This is a genomic window from Wenzhouxiangella sp. YN9 (genome assembly GCF_056324165.1).
Genome location: NZ_JBJNIP010000055.1, coordinates 94,934 through 109,704, shown reverse-complemented (window position 1 = coordinate 109,704; position 14,771 = coordinate 94,934). Strand labels below are relative to the sequence as shown.

Sequence of the window (14,771 nt, the reverse complement as noted above, 5' to 3'; positions counted from 1 at the left end):
CCGTGCTGAACTGGCATCACGTTCAAGTGATGGAGTACAGCCATGCAGGTCGCTTTGAGAGTTCAACAGGCCCGTCCCCGGGTCCATCGTCGCGAATCATTCCGCCAGCATGTCCGGCAACTGGGCATGGTGGCCGGTGAACTCGTGGCTCTGGCCAGTCTGGCCGTGGCGCTTGCTGCCGGGTTGACGGTGCTGACCGGGCTCCTGGGTTGAGCCCGGTCCTGTTCCAACCCCTGTCAGGCCGCTTTTTCGGACTGACGAATGGGGCCGTTGAGCAGTGCGTCGCGGGTGGCCTCGACAATCATGTCGACCTCGGCCGAGGTGATGCCGAAAGGCGGCGTGTAGCGCAGGGCGTTGGCGCCGCCGTGGATCACGTTGATCCCGTGCATCCGCAGGTATTCCTCGGTGGAGTCTTCGCCGAAGGCCTTGTAGCGGCTGTTGTCGAGTTCGACCGAAAACAGCAGGCCGGTACCCTGGACGCGCGTGATGCGCCCGTCGAGCTCCGCGGCCAGCCTGCCGAATTTCTCCAGAAACTCCTGCCCGCGGGCAACGATGTTCTCGCGCAGCTCGGGCGTGATCTCGCGCAGAACCGCCGTGCCGACGTCGAGCGCGCGTGGGTTGGCGGTCATGGTGTTGCCGTAAACTCCTTTTCGATACAGGCCGGCGGCCTTTTCGTTCATGGCCAGGACCGACAGCGGGTACTGGCCGGCGTTGAGGGCCTTGGAATAGGTTTCCAGATCGGGCGCTTCCAGGCCTTCGAAGCCGGGGTAGTCGACGATCGACAGCACGCCCTGGCTGCGCAGGCCGGCCTGGATGGAATCCATCAGCAGCAGGGTGCCGTGTTCGGCGGTCAGGCGCCGCGTCTCGGCGTAAAACTCGGGCGTGATGGCCATGCCCGGATTGCCTTCGCCCATCACCGGCTCCATGAACATGGCCTCGATGAAGACCTTGTTCTTTTCGGCCCAGTCGAAAACCTGCCTGAGCTGCTCGATGTTGTTGGGCTCGACGGTAACCAGCGTGTCTTCGTCGCGATAGGACGCCAGATGCTGAATGTAGGTCTTGCGCGTGGAGTCGGAGAAGCGCGCCGGCTGGTCGGTGCGGCCGTGGAAACTGCCGGTAAGCGAAAGCCTGTGCAGTTTGAAGCCGGGTTTGGGGCCATCCGGGTCGGTCATCTGCTTGGCGTTGACATCAGAGATACGGGTGGCCACGCTGACCGCCTCGGAGCCGGAGTTCATGCACAGAAAGCGGTGGAACGGGCAGCCGTTGTCGCGGCGATGACCGATCTCGGCGCTCAGTTCATCGAAAAAGCGCTGGTGCGAGAAGTTCGGCGTCATGATGTTGGCCATCACGTGCGGCTGGTTCATGGCCGCAAGCACGGCTTCGGGCGCATGGCCCAGGCCGAGCATGCCGTAGCCGCCTGAATCGTGCAGCAGCGCACCCTTGGCGGTGACGATCCAGGGCCCGCGCGCAGCCAGCGCCACGTAGGGATTGACGCAGTCGTCGGCGTAGAAGTTGACGTAGCCCGATTGCAGGGCTTCTTTCTGCGCCGCCTCGTCGATGCCGATCAGATCGGGGTAGGCTTCGCGCCAGCATTCGAGCACACCCAAAGCGTCGTCGACCGCCTGTCCAAGTCGGGGGTCGCTGTTGGCGAATCGTTCGATGACGTCGTCGGTCAGGCCGGTGGTCAGCGGCTTGCCGCCGAGCTGGCGCAGGGTGTCGAGTTTGTTGATGATGCTCACGCGCGTCTCCTTCGAGAATGTGGGCTGGTGTCGCAGCGGGTCAAACTGTCTATTGTAACAAGGCGGGGCCGCGAAAGCCTTTTCAGTCAGGCTCGGGCTCGCCGCTGCCCGGGCGGGCGCGCGCGATCCGGATGACGCGCCCGCCGCCGGCCCGATCGTCGATGCGGATGCGCCAGTCGGCAGCCGGCAGCCAGCCCCGGCCACGCTCGGGCCATTCGACCAGCAGCAGGCTGCCTTCGGTCAGCAGATCTTCCAGCCCGAGGTATTCGATCTCTTCGCCGTGGCCGAGGCGGTAGAGATCGAGATGGTGGATGTTCCGGCCGCCGATCGTGTAGCTTTCGATCAGCCCGTAGCTGGGGCTCTTGACCCGGCCTGAAAAGCCCAGCGAACGCAGCAGCCCGCGCACCAGGGTGGTCTTGCCGGCGCCCAGATCGCCGGACAGGTAGACGATGCCGCCGCCGGCGAACAACTCGGCCAGCTCGGCGCCCAGCGCCAGGGTGCCCGCCTCGTCAGCCGGCTTGAAGGTGATCGCGTCAATCACGCCGGCAGCACCCGGGCGAGTTCGTCGATCAGATCTCCGGCGAGTATCTGCCGGGTTGTTCGGGCCGCACGGTCACCGGCCAGGGCATGGGCAAGCACGCCGCAGCAGGCGGAATCAAAAGGCGTGAGTCCCTGGCCAAGCAGCGAGGCGACGATGCCGGTCAATGCGTCGCCCATGCCGGCCGAAGCCATGGCGGGGTTGCCGTACGGACACACGGCGGCCGGCGATCCGGGGCCGGTGACGAGGCTGCCGTGGCCCTTTAGAATCACGACCGCGTCAAAGCGCTCGGCCAGCGTCGTGGCAGCGGCGAAGCGGTCGGCCTGGATGCTGGCGACGTCGGATTCGAGCAGCCGCGCGGCTTCGCCCGGATGTGGGGTGAGAATCCAGTTCTCGCGCCGCCGCGGTTCGGCCGCCAGCAGGTTGAGCGCGTCGGCATCGACTACCAGAGGTCTGTCATGTTCCGCCGCGCGCCGCCACAGCGCGCGCGCCCACTCGTCCTGTCCCAGACCCGGCCCGAGCGCCAGCACGTCGGCGCGCTCGACCAGTTGCTCGAAGTCTTCGAGCGTCTCGACGCCGTGGCTCATCAGTTCGGGCTGGAGGCTCGGGGCGAGGGTGGCGTGGTCGGCGCGGGTGGCAAGCGTGACCAGGCCGCTGCCGCTGCGCAGCGCCGCACGGCCGGCCAGCACCGGCGCGCCGGCCATGCCGTGGTTGCCGCCGGCTATCAGCACCCGCCCGAGCATGCCCTTGTGCGCGTCGGCCGCTCGCGGCCGCAGGCAGTAACGCAGCCGTGACGCATCCAGCAGGGTGGCCTCGGGCGCGACGGCGTTGTGGATTGCCGCCGGCGTGTCGAGCGCATCGAACAGCACGTCGCCGCAGAATCGGCCGGCCTGGCCGGTGTGCAGCCCGCGTTTTCGGCCGATGAATGTCACGGTTGCATCGGCCTGTACACAGTGGCCCAGCGGCACGCCGGTATCCGCGCTCAGGCCCGACGGCACGTCAATGGCCAGCACCGGGCGGCCGGCGTCGTTGATGTGCTCGATCAGCCGGGCGTAGTCATCGCGTACCGGCCGGTCCAGGCCGGTTCCCAGCAGGGCGTCGACGATGACGTCGCCGCGCAGGCGCTCTCCGGGGGCTGCGATGCCGCCCTCGAGGGCCAGCCAGTCGCGTGCGGCCTTTGCGGCGCTGCCGGCAAGCTCATCGGCTGGTTTCATGGCGATCAGCTGAACCGACAGGCCGGCCTCGCGCGCCAGTCGGGCCATGACGTAGCCGTCGCCGCCGTTGTTGCCGCCGCCGCAGCAGATGGTCAGCGCCCGGGCTTCGGGCCAGCGGGCGCACAGGATCTCGAAGGCGCGTCGTCCGGCCCGGCGCATCAGCTCGTAACCATCGATGCCGTGCTCGGCGATGGCCAGGCGGTCGAGTTCGCCGACCGTGGCGCCACGGTAGAGCGGCACGGTGGGATAATGTTGCCCATGAGTCATGATCGCGATTATAGGCAAAGCGGCGGGGACCCTGCCGCGCTGGTCGAGCGCATTCGCCAGTGGGGTCGCGAGCTGGGCTTCTCGGCGGTCGGCGTGACCGACACTGATCTGTCGGGTTACGAAGAGGACCTGGATGCCTGGTTGGCGGAAGGGCGCCACGGCGAGATGGCCTGGATGGCCGCCCACGGGCGCAAGCGAAGCCGCCCGGCGCTGCTGCACCCCGGCACGCGTTCGGTCATCGTCACCCGCATGGACTATCTGCCCGAGACAGCGCGTCCGGTCGCCGAGCTGCTCGACGAGCCCGAGCGCGCGGTGGTGTCGCGCTATGCGCTGGGCCGCGATTACCACAAGCTCATCCGCAAGCGGCTCAAGAAGCTGGCCGAGCGCATCGAGGCCGAGATCGGTCCGTTCGGTCATCGCGTGTTCACCGACTCGGCGCCGATAATGGAAAAGCCGCTGGCGGAAAAGGCCGGGCTGGGCTGGATCGGCAAGCACACTCTCGTCCTGAGCCGTCATGCGGGCTCCTGGTTCTTTCTGGGCGAAATCTTTACCGACCTGGAGCTGCCGCCGGACGAGCCGGTCAGCCAGCACTGCGGCAGCTGCCGGCGTTGCATCGACGTGTGCCCCACCCAGGCAATCACGGCGCCGTATCAGCTCGACGCGCGTCGCTGCATTTCCTATCTGACCATCGAGCTCAAGGGCTCGATTCCCGAAGAGCTGCGGCCGCTGATGGGCAACCGCGTGTTCGGCTGCGACGACTGCCAGATGGTGTGCCCCTGGAACCGCTACGCGCAGTTCAGTGAAGAAGACGACTTCACGCCGCGCAAGGACCTGGACGCCGGCGATCTCGTCGAGCTGTTCGGCTGGGACGAGGCTACTTTTCTTGCGCGCACCGAGGGCAACGCCATTCGCCGCACCGGCCACGAGGGCTGGCTGCGCAATCTGGCCGTGGCCCTGGGCAACGCACCGACCACGCCCGAGGTTGTCGAAGCCCTGCGCGCGCGCCTGACCCATCCTTCGGAGATCGTGCGCGAGCACGTGCAGTGGGCGCTGGCCCGGCATCAGGCCGGGTAGGGCGCCGCGGACCTGGCGATTACTCGACCCGGATCGGGATGCGCGCAATCACGTGCCGGCGCATGTGTCGCCGCGGTACCGCACTGGCCGGCAGGCTGTAGCGGTTGACCTTGATGCCCTTCTTGCGCATGCGCTCACGACTGCCGGTCAGCAGCGGGTGCCACGCCGGCAGCGGCTGTCCGAAATGCAGGCGGCGATAGGCGCAGGTATCGGGCAGCCAGTGGTAGCGGGGCACGTTGGAGGCGCTGAGCTGATGGCAGTGCGGCATCTTCTCCTGCCGGTTTTCATAGTCGCTGCAGCGCACCGTGTCCATGTCCAGCAGCGGGCAGGCCACGCCGTAGACGGTGACTTCGGTGTTGCCCTTCTCGCGCATCAGGCAGCACTGGCCGCAGCCGTCGCACAGGGCTTCCCATTCTTTCCGGTTGAGCTCACCCAAGGAGAAGTGCTCCCAGAATCTTTCTCGCATGTTTCAGAACCCATCAGCCCTTGACGTTGACGATCTGGCGCAGGACGTGGACGACTTCGGTCAGGTCCTTCTGGTTTTCCATGACCTCGTCGATGTCCTTGTAGGCCGCCGGAATCTCGTCGACAACGCCCTTGTCCTTGCGGCTGATCACGCCTTCGGTCTGCTTTCTCAGATCGTCGGCGGTGTAGCGCTTTCTGGCCTGGGTGCGGCTCATGCGCCGCCCGGCGCCGTGGGCGCTGGATTCGAAGCTGTCGGGATTGCCCAGGCCGCGCACGATGTAGCTGCGCGTGCCCATGCTGCCGGGCACGATGCCCAGCTCGCCGCGGCCGGCGCGAATCGCGCCCTTGCGGGTCACCCACACCTGGTCGCCGAAATGCTGCTCGCGGGTCACGTAGTTATGGTGGCAGTTGACGGCGTTCTTGGTGATGGTGAACGGCGGCAGATGACGACGCAGGCCTTCGAGCACCAGTTGCATCATCTCTTCGCGGTTCTGGCGGGCATAGCTCTGCGCCCACTCGACGGCTTCGACGTAGTCGTCGAAGTGCTCGGTGCCTTCGCGCAGGTAGGCCAGGTTGCGGTCGGGCAGCTGAGTGTTGAGGCGCATCATGTCCTCGCGCGCCTTTTCGATGAAGTAGGTGCCGATGGCGTTGCCGATGCCACGGCTGCCCGAGTGCAGCATCACCCAGACCTGTCCGGATTCGTCCAGGCACACTTCGATGAAGTGGTTACCGCCGCCGAGCGTGCCCATCTGCTGGACCCAGCTCGAGCGTTTGCCCATGCGCTTCATCACGTCGGGGTGCTTGGCCAGCACGCGCTCGAGACCGGGCTTGAAGCGTTTGGCCGCGTTCACCCGCGCGCGCTCGCTCTCGTGCTGGGCAAAGCCCACCGGCACGTCGCGCGAGATCTGGCCGAACACGCGCTTGAGCATGCGCTCGTCAAGGTCTTCGGCCCGCAAGGACAGCTGCAGCGCCATCATGCCGCAGCCGATGTCCACTCCGACGGCGGCGGGAATGATGGCTTCGCGGGTGGCCAGCACCGAGCCCACGGTCGAGCCCATGCCCAGATGGGCATCGGCCATGGCGGCAACGTGGCGATGAATGATCGGCAGCTGCGCCGCGTTCTCGAGCTGCTGCCGGGCAGCCGGGTCGAGATCCTTTGCCCAGCTGCGAATGGGCCAGGGCCCCGTCGTTGGCTGAGTCTGAACAGTCATGAATGCAACCTTCCTTCTGATGCCGATCCTTGGGTGATGCCTGTGCGGGTCACGCCGGTCTTGCGGGCGCAGGCAAGCGACCGTCGGGGCCGGGGCCGCGGCGGCAATCACGCAGTTATCGGAAATATGCACAACGGCCGCAAAGCCGGCGCGAGTCACTTTGTTGTACATATATACACTAGCATGAACGCCCCCGACCGGGCCAGTCGGCGCCGCGTTTTCCGGCGCCCGGCGGCGGCGATTGCCTGGGCAGTGGGGTGGTAATCGGATCGGTTATGATTCAGGCGTTTACCGTCAAGAGCCTGCAGGTCAGCTGCCGATGCGAAGAGTCTACAAGTCGAAAATCGATGCCTGGCTGCTGGCGGCGCTGGCCGGCGGCGTGGCGGTCCTGGCCTATATCGCCGGCATGACGCTGATGAGCGGGGGGCCGATGGTCCGGCTGCAGAGCCTGATCGTGGTCGCTGCTCTGGCGCTGACGCTCTGGGTGCTGCTCGGCACCCGTTACACCATGGAACCCGAGCGGCTGCTGATTCGCAGCGGCCCGTTCAAGTGGACGATCGCGCTGGCCGACATTCGCGCCATCAAATCCACCAACAATCCGGTGGCCAGCCCGGCGCTGTCGCTGAAAAGGCTGCGGATCGACTACGGCAAGGATCAGGTCGTGCTGATCTCGCCGCGCGATCGCGACGCATTCGTGCGCGAGCTCGAGAGCCTTCGCCGCCAGGCGCGTTGATCACGCGCTGCTTGAAGGCTCAGGACTGCAGGTGCGCGAGCAGCTCGTCGAAGTAGTCGCGGATGCGCGCGGCGTTGGTGCCGGTATCGCTCAGGCCCACGCGCGACTTCGAGCGCACGTCGACGGCGCTGCCGCCGTCCGCGCCGCGGATGCGAATGACCACGTCGTCCTTGAAGCCGAACCAGAAGGTCGTGGCGGTCGCTTCGATGCGGCCCTGGGCCTCGTCGGCCGCGACGATTTCCCAGCCCTGCGCCCGGGCAACCGCCAGGGCGTGCTCGAAGGCGATGGCCGGCCAGGCGTCGATCTTGAGCGTCTGAATGTCGGGATAGGCCTCGCGCTGCTTGCGCGCCGTCTGTTCGCCGGCGTACTCGGGCGGGTTGGGTGCATCGGCTCGCAGCGGCGCAATGGCGACGAACTCGGGCGGGTCGGCGGTGTCGGTGGTGATGTCGTGAATCTTCGGCACCGAGCCCGCGCTTTGCGCCAGACTCCAGGGGATGCCGGCGGTGGCCAGGCCAACGACCAGCGCGGCGACCAGACCCGCCGCTCCGCCGCGGCGCGTGGTCGGAATCAGCAGCAGCGCGATCGCCAGCGCCGCGGCGGCCACGCCGCCGTACACGGCCCAGCGCATCAGGGTAAAGCCAAGGCGGAAATCCCACAGCCCCAGGCGCGTGCCCGGCCCGGCCAGAAGTAGTGCAGTAGCGGCCACGATAGCGACCAGGAGAATCAGTTGAACTAATCGGTGCATGTCGAACCCCTCGCCTGGATGGGCGAAACCATCAGTAAGCTCGTTATGCAAGCTATCATACGGGCCATTGTCAAAGCGAGAACGGATCTTCGTGTCTGAGGCTCTCAAACGACTTTACCGGCTTGTGTTTTCGGGCTGGCCGCTGCTGGTGCTGCTGTTGTTCGGCGCGTTGTTCGCCTTCCGGGCCTGGGTGGTGGAAAATCATTACGGTCAGGCGCTGGCCTGCGAAGGCTGTTTCTTCATGCCGGCACTCTTGCAGGATCTATGGATTCTGGTCATAGCCTGCGGCTTGCTGCTTGTGGTGATCCTGTCGCCATGGCGACTGATTTCGCTGGTGGCAAGTCTGGCGCTGGGGATCCTGTTCCTGGCCTACGTTGCCGACGTTTATATTCTGCATGCATTCGGCATACGTCTGTTCCTGGCCGATGTGGCCATCTATGGTCTCAACGCCTACTTGATCTTCGAGCAGTTCTCGTCTTGGGCCGGAGGGCCATTGGCGAGTGCTGTAGTTGTCTTGGTTCTGGTGCTCCTGGCTGTTATCCCGGCGCTGCTTCCGCGACCAAAAGCGCCGCGAGTGGCATGGATCGTGGTGGCTATCGCCGCGCTGGCGTCCTCGACGGCGGCGCTCACCGACGAGCCTGATTTCGTCAATAGTTGGATCTATGCCAATTTTCTGCAGGCCAATAGTCACACCAGCGAGTCGGTACGCTATAGCCCGGCGGAAGCAACGCAGCATATGGCCGCCTATGAGGAGCATTTTCCGACGCGCTGCGTCGACGCCCCGATCGACCGGCGAAACGTCATAATCCTGCTCGTCGAGTCGCTGTCGAACTATCAAAGCAAGCTGTTCGGTGGCCACCTGGATTGGACGCCTGCGCTCGATGCCGTAGCTGCAAACAGCGTTCGATTCACCCACATGCATGCGGGCGGTTTCAGCACTGTTGAAGGATTGATCAACACGCTCGGCGGAGTACGGCTGTGGGCCCCCTTTCAGCATCTGTTCGACTCGGCGGGCTTCACCAATGCGTGGGGAATCGAGGATGGTTTGGTGAGAATTTTCTTGCGAGCCGGTCACCATACGGCTTTTCTGAGCACCAGCCCGTTGAACTTCCTCCAGTGGGGTGAATGGCTGGATGATGCCGGCTTCCAATACATCGAGGGTAACCAGCACCCCTTCTACCGTGACTGGCCCAAGGTCTCTTTTCACGCGGCCGCCGACGAGGCTCTCTATCGGCGCGCCCTGCAGTGGATGGAACAGCGGGATCAGGATGAGCCTTATATGCTGGTACTGGAGACGGTCAGCAGTCACCAGCCTTTCATCAATCCCGATACCGGCGCCTACGACATGGAAGGCACCTTCCGCTATGCTGACCACTGGGCCGGCTGGTTTCATGACCAGCTCGAAACACGCGGCTATTTCGACAGCGGCGTGCTGGTCATTCTGGGCGACCACCGCAGCATGACGCCGATCAGCCAGGCCGAACACGAGAACTTCGGCCGGGCAGCCGCTTCACTGATCCCCCTCATTGTTGTCGATCGGGAGTGGGCGGGTCCGTCGGTAGTCGATCGGGTCCATGGCCAGGCCGATCTGGTGCCCGGGTTTCAACAGCGCCTGTACGGCGAGGTCTGCCTCGACGGTGTGCAGACGGCGTTGTTCGAAAACAGCGACGCGCCGCCTGGCTGCGCCTTCCATCTGCGCGGCACGCCGCGCGGCATCGTCGATGTGTTCTGCGACGATGGCGCAGGGCAGGTCAGGCTAGACGGTGACGACACGCGTTTCGTCGAGAGCAACGGTCTGTCGCGGCAGCGTCGGGAGCAATTGCTCAACGTGATCGCCGTCGAGCGTCTTCGCGGTCTGCAGCGCCGCCGGCCGCAAAAGCCATGACCCCGCTGGCGCAGGCGATCGAGGCGGCGCAGGCGGACACGCTCGGCTGGCTGCAGACGTTGCTGATTGCCCTCATCCAGGGCCTGACCGAATTTCTTCCCGTCTCCAGCCAGGCGCATCTGGTGCTGTATTCCTGGGTCACCGGCGGTGCTTATCAGGGCCTGGACTTCGACATCATCCTGCATGCCGGGTCGCTGCTCGCCGTGGTGGTGTACTTCCGGCGAGAACTCGTGGCCATGGCGCGCTCCTGGTTCGGGTCGCTGGCCGGGGGCGGTGGTGATCGTGATTCCCGCCTGGCCTGGTGGCTCATCATCGGTACCCTGCCGGCCGTGGTCTTCGGCTTCTTGCTCAAGGATCTGGCCGAAGAAGAGTTGCGCGCGATCTGGATCATGGCCGCATCGCTGGTCGTCTTCGGCCTGGTGCTGGGCTGGGCCGATCTGCGCGGGCGGCGTGAGCACGATGAGCATCAGCTGGGTTTGAAGGGCGTGCTCATCATCGGGTTTGCCCAGGTGCTGGCGCTGATTCCCGGAACCTCGCGCTCGGGTATCACCATCACCGCGGCGTTGTTTCTGGGCCTGACGCGCGAAGCCGCGGCCCGCTTTTCCTTCCTGCTGTCGATCCCGGTGATCACCGGCGCCACCGTGCTGGGGCTGCGCGATCTGTCGGTCGCCGAGCTTTCTGCACCGTGGGCGCTGCTGCTGCTCGGTTTTGTCGTCTCGGCGGTGAGCACCTTCCTCTGCATCCACTATTTCCTGGCGTTCATTCGCCGCATCGGCATGCAGCCGTTTGTTGCCTACCGCGTTGTGCTCGGGCTGGTGCTGCTCGGGCTGGTGTTGCTGTAACCGATTACGACTGTGCTGGGCTGGCGCCGGGCGCGGGCGCGCCTCTGCGCAGAAATCAACCCGGCAGGAATGGGAATGACATTCCTGCCGGGTTGATGACCACCGGCTTCGGCGTTGAAAGCGCCGCCACGCGAGTGTCTGGCCGGGATGGCTCAGAAGCTGAAAACGCGGATGCCCGGGTCCAGCATCTGCGCGGCCATGTCCAGTGGCGTGGCCACGCCCACACCGTCGATCAGGTCTTCCTTGCTGTAGTCGCTGTGGGGCAGATACAGCGCACAGACGTTGGCAGTGGCCCCTTGCTGCAGCAGCCCGCGCATCATCTGGCCCGGGGTGACGTTGTTTGGCCGGAGCGCGGGCGCGTCATATTGCTGCAGCGCCAGATCACCGGCGGTGTCACACAGCAGGATGTTCACCTTGGCGCCTTGCTGAGCCATCGTGCTGGACAGCACCATCGCCATGCCCTGGGTTTGCAAGGATTCGCTGGTCACGATGACCAGCACTTCATCGACCTTCTGTGAATCGGCTGCGTGGGCGCCGATCGAGGCGGCGAAAACCATGGCTGCCGCCACTACTGTCTTGAGCATGTTCATCATCGCGTTGTTCTCCTTGGGGTTGAGGGTGGTTCAGAGCGCCCTGGTGAAAAAACACCAGTCGGTGCAGCCGTAGCCGCTACTGGCTGTTTCCCCTTTCATTGGACATGGTGAGGTCTCCTTGAGTGGGGGACGACCGTGCGGGCCGTGTGCACGTGCGCTGCAAATAAGGGCTTGCCTGCCGTCGCGCTTGAGGGGCACGGGTAATACAGGAATATTAGATTATCATGATACAGCGTTGTCGACTGGGTATCCAATGGATCGGTCATTTATCGCTGACAGCGCTGGCTCATGCCTTCTCGGCAAGCCCCCTTCAGGGTGATCATCGACTGTTTTTCGGGCAAACGATCGAATTCCCTGATGCGCAACATGTTGTGTTGACAGTGCGTCTGTTCCCCATTATCTTGTGCCATGCTGGTACTCGACGGCGGTGCGGAAAGGTTCACCACCGCCCGAGGGTTTAATAGGGAATCCGGTGCAAGTCCGGAACTGCCCCGCAGCGGTAAGCGAAAACGAAATGCAGCATCAGCACTGGGCCGCAGATTGTCCGGGAAGCGCTGCAGAGTAGGTGGCTCCATCGATCAGCATGATCAGGGCACCGCGTTCGCAAGTCCGAAGACCTGCCGGCACGTCGGGTGCAATTGCAAGCTCGCCCGGCGCGGGTAACCGCTTCCGCGGGGAGGCGTGTTGCGCGGGGACTCCATGGCGCCGGGTTGCGGCCTGCCCCGAAGCGACGTTCTCCGAAAGCGGTGTTGCCCACAGGTCCTGCGCGAGGGAGCAGGAGAATGTGCCGCAGCGTCAGTGAACTGAACGTTCCTGCGCGCCGCAAACGGAGTCAAATCATGGATTATTCCGAACTCTCAGCGCAGCCGGAGACGGCTGAGCGCTCTTCTTCCACCCGTGCCTCCTGCGCCAGCGATAAAGCGCATACGCATGACGGCAAGGCGGGCGAGCATCATCACAGCGGGCTGAAAAACATCATCAAGCGTGATGGTCGCGTCGAGCCCTATATTCCCGGCAAGGTCAACGGTTGGGGGCAGTGGGCAGCGGCCAATATCGGCCGGCAAGTCGACTGGTCGGCTGCGGTCATTGACGCCGTCAGCGCCATGCCGGAAACCGCGCCCAGCGCCGAGCTGCAGGAAAAGCTCATCCGCAGCTGCCTCGATCACGACACCTGGTCGTGGTACCTGATGGCCGGGCGCTTGTATGCATCGCATCTGCACAAGACCATTCATGGCTCACGCATCCCGACTCTGGCCGCGCTGCACGAACGCATGGTCGAGGATGGCATCATGAAGCCGCTGGCCTATGATGGGGAAGAGTACGCGCTGGCCAATACATGGATCGATCACAAGCGCGACTATGAGACACCGCACTTTTCGCTGCACTACCTGCGCCGCAAATACAGTTTGCAAAATCGTATTACCGGTCAGGAATATGAAACCCAGCAGTTTGTGTACATGCGCATGGCCATGGCTCTGGCCGAGCATGCGCCTGCCGAAGAGCGCATGGCGCTGGTCGAGCGCTATTATCGCGCCTTTTACCGCAAGCTGATCTCCGCGCCCACGCCCAACTATGTCAACCTTGGAACGCGTCTGCGCGGTTTCGCGTCATGCTGCCTTTATGTCAGCGGTGATACCGAACAGTCGCTTGCCATCGGCGACCACATTGCCTATCGCATGACGGCGGCTTCGGCCGGGATCGGCAGCCACATCATTACCCGCAGCAAGGGCGACCCGGTGCGTGGCGGGGCCATTGAGCACATGGGCAAGCTGCCGTACTTTGCCGCGATGGGCAAGGCCATTCGCGCCAATATGCAGGCCGGTCGCGGCGGCGCCTGCACGACCTATTACTCGGGCTTTGATCCCGAGGCCGAGGTGATTGCTCATTTGCGCAATCCGCGCAGCACCGAAGACCGCAAGAATCGCGATCTGCATTATGCGCTGGTCACCAACCGCCTGTTTGCCGCCCGGGCGGCGCGCAATGAGCGCGCGTTTTCCTTCAACGTGCACAATGCACCCACGCTGACCGAGCTGTTCTTCAGCGGTGATGCCAAGGGCTTTGCCCGCGAGTATGCCCGTCTGGAGCGGGATGAGTCATTCGAAAAACAATGGTTCAGCCCGCGTGATCTGGTTCTGACCGCGCTCAACGAGGCGCTTGAAACCGGCGTGGCGTATCTGGTCAACATCGACGAGATCAATCGCCATACGCCGTTCAAGGAGCCGATTCATTCAAGCAACCTGTGTCTGGAGATCTGTGAGCCCAACCGCCCTTATCAGGACATGCGCGACCTCTACAGCAGTGAAGAGGTCGGGCGTATCACCGTGGCCGACGAGCACGGCGGCGCGCATTATTTCAACTTCAATCAGGAACTGAGGCTGTCTTGTGGACGCAGGGTGTTTGCCGGAGAGCTCGAGGCCGGGGATCAGCTGGCGGGCAAGCGCCGTGGCAGTCGTGCCGAATGTGCCGGCATCAAGGTGGCTGGCGTGCTTGAAAGCTACCCGGAGCCCGAGGTGGCTCTGTGTTCGCTGGGCGCCATTGCGCTGGACAACTTGCCCGACGGCGATGACGAGGCCTATCAGGAGGCGATGTATCTGACGCTCAAGATGATCGACTACTGTATCGATCATGCCGACTACGTTTTGCCTCATGTCGGCGTGACCGCCCGCGCGCGGATGAACGCCGGTGTGGGTTTGATGGGCGTGGCGGCGCACATGGCGCGCAGGAGACTGCAATTCGACACTCGTCGCGGCCGCGAGGAGCTGCACCACATCGCCGAGCGACACATGTACCACGCCATTCGTGCTTCGCTTCGCCTGGCTCGGGAGCGCGGCAAGCCGCGCTGGATACACAAGACGAAATGGCCCGACGGCTGGCTGCCGATCGATACCTACAATCGCAATGTCGATGAGCTGGGTGATTTCGAATACTGCTACGACTGGGAAGCCCTGCGCGCCGAGGTGGTCGCCAACGGCGGCATTGGTCACTCCTGCCTGGTGGCTTTCATGCCGGGTGAATCGTCTTCCAAAGCGCTGGGCCAGCCCAACTCGATCTACCCGGTGCGTGATGTGGTACTCGGCAAGACCGACGGCAGCGTGACGGTGCGCTGGGCGGCACCGGACAGCGACGACCCGCAGGTGGCTTATCAATCGGCCTGGGATATTGCCGAGATCGACATGATCAAGGCTTATGCCGTGTTTCAGAAGTTTACCGATCAGGCCATCTCGGCCGACTTGTGGCGGCGGATTGCCGACGACAGCAAGGTCAGCAGCAGCGAATTGCTCTCGCACTATCTGGCGATGTTCAAGTATGGCCTGAAGACGCGCTACTACTACAACTCGAACGTGGCCTCCGACAAGTCCATTGCCAACGCCGGCAGCATGACCGATGCCGAAGACACAAACGGTTGTGACAGCTGCACGCTGTAACGGCAGTGCCGCGCTTGTTGTTTGTTCGTATTTTTTCCTG

The 14,771-nt window shown here is 64.2% G+C and carries 13 protein-coding genes and 1 riboswitch; of the genes, 6 read left to right on the top strand and 7 right to left on the bottom strand.

From position 1 onward, the window contains the following. Positions 1-42 precede the first annotated feature (42 nt). The gene (locus ACEWQ0_RS02505) at positions 43-213 is read left to right on the top strand and encodes a hypothetical protein (protein ID WP_476484378.1); all 171 of its coding nucleotides are present in this window, start codon (positions 43-45) and stop codon (positions 211-213) included. Positions 214-236: 23 nt separating this feature from the next. Here ACEWQ0_RS02505 and ACEWQ0_RS02500 read toward each other — a convergent pair whose 3' ends face one another. The 3 genes from ACEWQ0_RS02500 to ACEWQ0_RS02490 all read right to left on the bottom strand — a co-directional run bounded on the left by ACEWQ0_RS02500 (position 237) and on the right by ACEWQ0_RS02490 (position 3,758). After that, entirely contained in the window at positions 237-1,739 is a 1,503-nt protein-coding gene (locus tag ACEWQ0_RS02500; protein WP_476484377.1) for an aminotransferase class III-fold pyridoxal phosphate-dependent enzyme, read from the bottom strand. A gap of 82 nt (positions 1,740-1,821) precedes the next feature. Then, entirely contained in the window at positions 1,822-2,280 is a 459-nt protein-coding gene (gene tsaE / locus ACEWQ0_RS02495) for a tRNA (adenosine(37)-N6)-threonylcarbamoyltransferase complex ATPase subunit type 1 TsaE (protein WP_476484376.1), read from the bottom strand. Continuing rightward, a complete protein-coding gene (locus ACEWQ0_RS02490) occupies positions 2,277-3,758 on the bottom strand; it encodes an NAD(P)H-hydrate dehydratase (RefSeq protein ID WP_476484375.1) in 1,482 nt (493 codons plus the stop codon). The genes tsaE and ACEWQ0_RS02490 overlap by 4 nt, the downstream gene beginning before the upstream one ends. Here ACEWQ0_RS02490 and queG point away from each other — a divergent pair. Beyond that, entirely contained in the window at positions 3,750-4,832 is a 1,083-nt protein-coding gene (queG, locus tag ACEWQ0_RS02485; protein ID WP_476484374.1) for a tRNA epoxyqueuosine(34) reductase QueG, read from the top strand. The genes ACEWQ0_RS02490 and queG overlap by 9 nt on opposite strands. Before the next feature lie 19 nt (positions 4,833-4,851). Here the strand turns inward: queG and ACEWQ0_RS02480 are convergent, their stop codons facing one another. Together ACEWQ0_RS02480 and ACEWQ0_RS02475 are read right to left on the bottom strand one after the other, a co-directional pair. Then, complete coding sequence (locus ACEWQ0_RS02480; protein ID WP_476483647.1) at positions 4,852-5,298, bottom strand: YkgJ family cysteine cluster protein; 447 nt, start codon at positions 5,296-5,298, stop codon at positions 4,852-4,854. Between the two features lie 13 nt (positions 5,299-5,311). Then, complete coding sequence (locus ACEWQ0_RS02475; RefSeq protein WP_476483648.1) at positions 5,312-6,508, bottom strand: RtcB family protein; 1,197 nt, start codon at positions 6,506-6,508, stop codon at positions 5,312-5,314. Between the two features lie 319 nt (positions 6,509-6,827). Between ACEWQ0_RS02475 and ACEWQ0_RS02470 the strand changes: the two genes are divergently transcribed. After that, a complete protein-coding gene (locus tag ACEWQ0_RS02470) occupies positions 6,828-7,241 on the top strand; it encodes a PH domain-containing protein (protein ID WP_476483649.1) in 414 nt (137 codons plus the stop codon). Between the two features lie 19 nt (positions 7,242-7,260). On the opposite strand, the gene ACEWQ0_RS02465 is transcribed toward ACEWQ0_RS02470, so the two are convergent. Continuing rightward, positions 7,261-7,986, bottom strand: a complete 726-nt coding sequence (locus ACEWQ0_RS02465; RefSeq protein ID WP_476484373.1) for a DUF1499 domain-containing protein — start codon at positions 7,984-7,986, stop codon at positions 7,261-7,263. Between ACEWQ0_RS02465 and ACEWQ0_RS02460 the strand changes: the two genes are divergently transcribed. Next, entirely contained in the window at positions 7,985-9,871 is a 1,887-nt protein-coding gene (locus ACEWQ0_RS02460) for an LTA synthase family protein (RefSeq protein ID WP_476484372.1), read from the top strand. The two genes, ACEWQ0_RS02465 and ACEWQ0_RS02460, sit on opposite strands and share 2 nt — an antisense overlap. After that, on the top strand, positions 9,868-10,713 hold the full coding sequence (locus ACEWQ0_RS02455) for an undecaprenyl-diphosphate phosphatase (protein WP_476484371.1): 846 nt from the start codon (positions 9,868-9,870) through the stop codon (positions 10,711-10,713). Before ACEWQ0_RS02460 ends, ACEWQ0_RS02455 begins: the two co-directional genes overlap by 4 nt. Before the next feature lie 152 nt (positions 10,714-10,865). Here ACEWQ0_RS02455 and ACEWQ0_RS02450 read toward each other — a convergent pair whose 3' ends face one another. After that, on the bottom strand, positions 10,866-11,306 hold the full coding sequence (locus ACEWQ0_RS02450) for a DsrE family protein (protein ID WP_476484370.1): 441 nt from the start codon (positions 11,304-11,306) through the stop codon (positions 10,866-10,868). A 395-nt stretch (positions 11,307-11,701) separates the two neighbouring features. After that, positions 11,702-11,945, top strand: a riboswitch (cobalamin riboswitch). Positions 11,946-12,145: 200 nt separating this feature from the next. Between ACEWQ0_RS02450 and ACEWQ0_RS02445 the strand changes: the two genes are divergently transcribed. Then, positions 12,146-14,731: a ribonucleoside-diphosphate reductase subunit alpha gene (locus tag ACEWQ0_RS02445; protein ID WP_476484369.1), complete on the top strand. Its 2,586-nt coding sequence runs from the start codon at positions 12,146-12,148 to the stop codon at positions 14,729-14,731. Positions 14,732-14,771 lie beyond the last annotated feature (40 nt).

Excerpts from the sequence above, each read along its gene's own strand:
- ACEWQ0_RS02505 (WP_476484378.1), top strand. The coding sequence starts at position 43 with ATGCAGGTCGCTTTGAGAGTTCAACAGGCCCGTCCCCGGGTCCATCGT.
- queG (WP_476484374.1), top strand. The coding sequence starts at position 3,750 with ATGAGTCATGATCGCGATTATAGGCAAAGCGGCGGGGACCCTGCCGCG.
- ACEWQ0_RS02490 (WP_476484375.1), bottom strand. The coding sequence starts at position 3,758 with ATGACTCATGGGCAACATTATCCCACCGTGCCGCTCTACCGTGGCGCC.
- ACEWQ0_RS02480 (WP_476483647.1), bottom strand. The coding sequence starts at position 5,298 with ATGCGAGAAAGATTCTGGGAGCACTTCTCCTTGGGTGAGCTCAACCGG.
- ACEWQ0_RS02475 (WP_476483648.1), bottom strand. The coding sequence starts at position 6,508 with ATGACTGTTCAGACTCAGCCAACGACGGGGCCCTGGCCCATTCGCAGC.
- ACEWQ0_RS02470 (WP_476483649.1), top strand. The coding sequence starts at position 6,828 with ATGCGAAGAGTCTACAAGTCGAAAATCGATGCCTGGCTGCTGGCGGCG.
- ACEWQ0_RS02460 (WP_476484372.1), top strand. The coding sequence starts at position 7,985 with ATGTCGAACCCCTCGCCTGGATGGGCGAAACCATCAGTAAGCTCGTTA.
- ACEWQ0_RS02465 (WP_476484373.1), bottom strand. The coding sequence starts at position 7,986 with ATGCACCGATTAGTTCAACTGATTCTCCTGGTCGCTATCGTGGCCGCT.
- ACEWQ0_RS02455 (WP_476484371.1), top strand. The coding sequence starts at position 9,868 with ATGACCCCGCTGGCGCAGGCGATCGAGGCGGCGCAGGCGGACACGCTC.
- ACEWQ0_RS02450 (WP_476484370.1), bottom strand. The coding sequence starts at position 11,306 with ATGATGAACATGCTCAAGACAGTAGTGGCGGCAGCCATGGTTTTCGCC.
- ACEWQ0_RS02445 (WP_476484369.1), top strand. The coding sequence starts at position 12,146 with ATGGATTATTCCGAACTCTCAGCGCAGCCGGAGACGGCTGAGCGCTCT.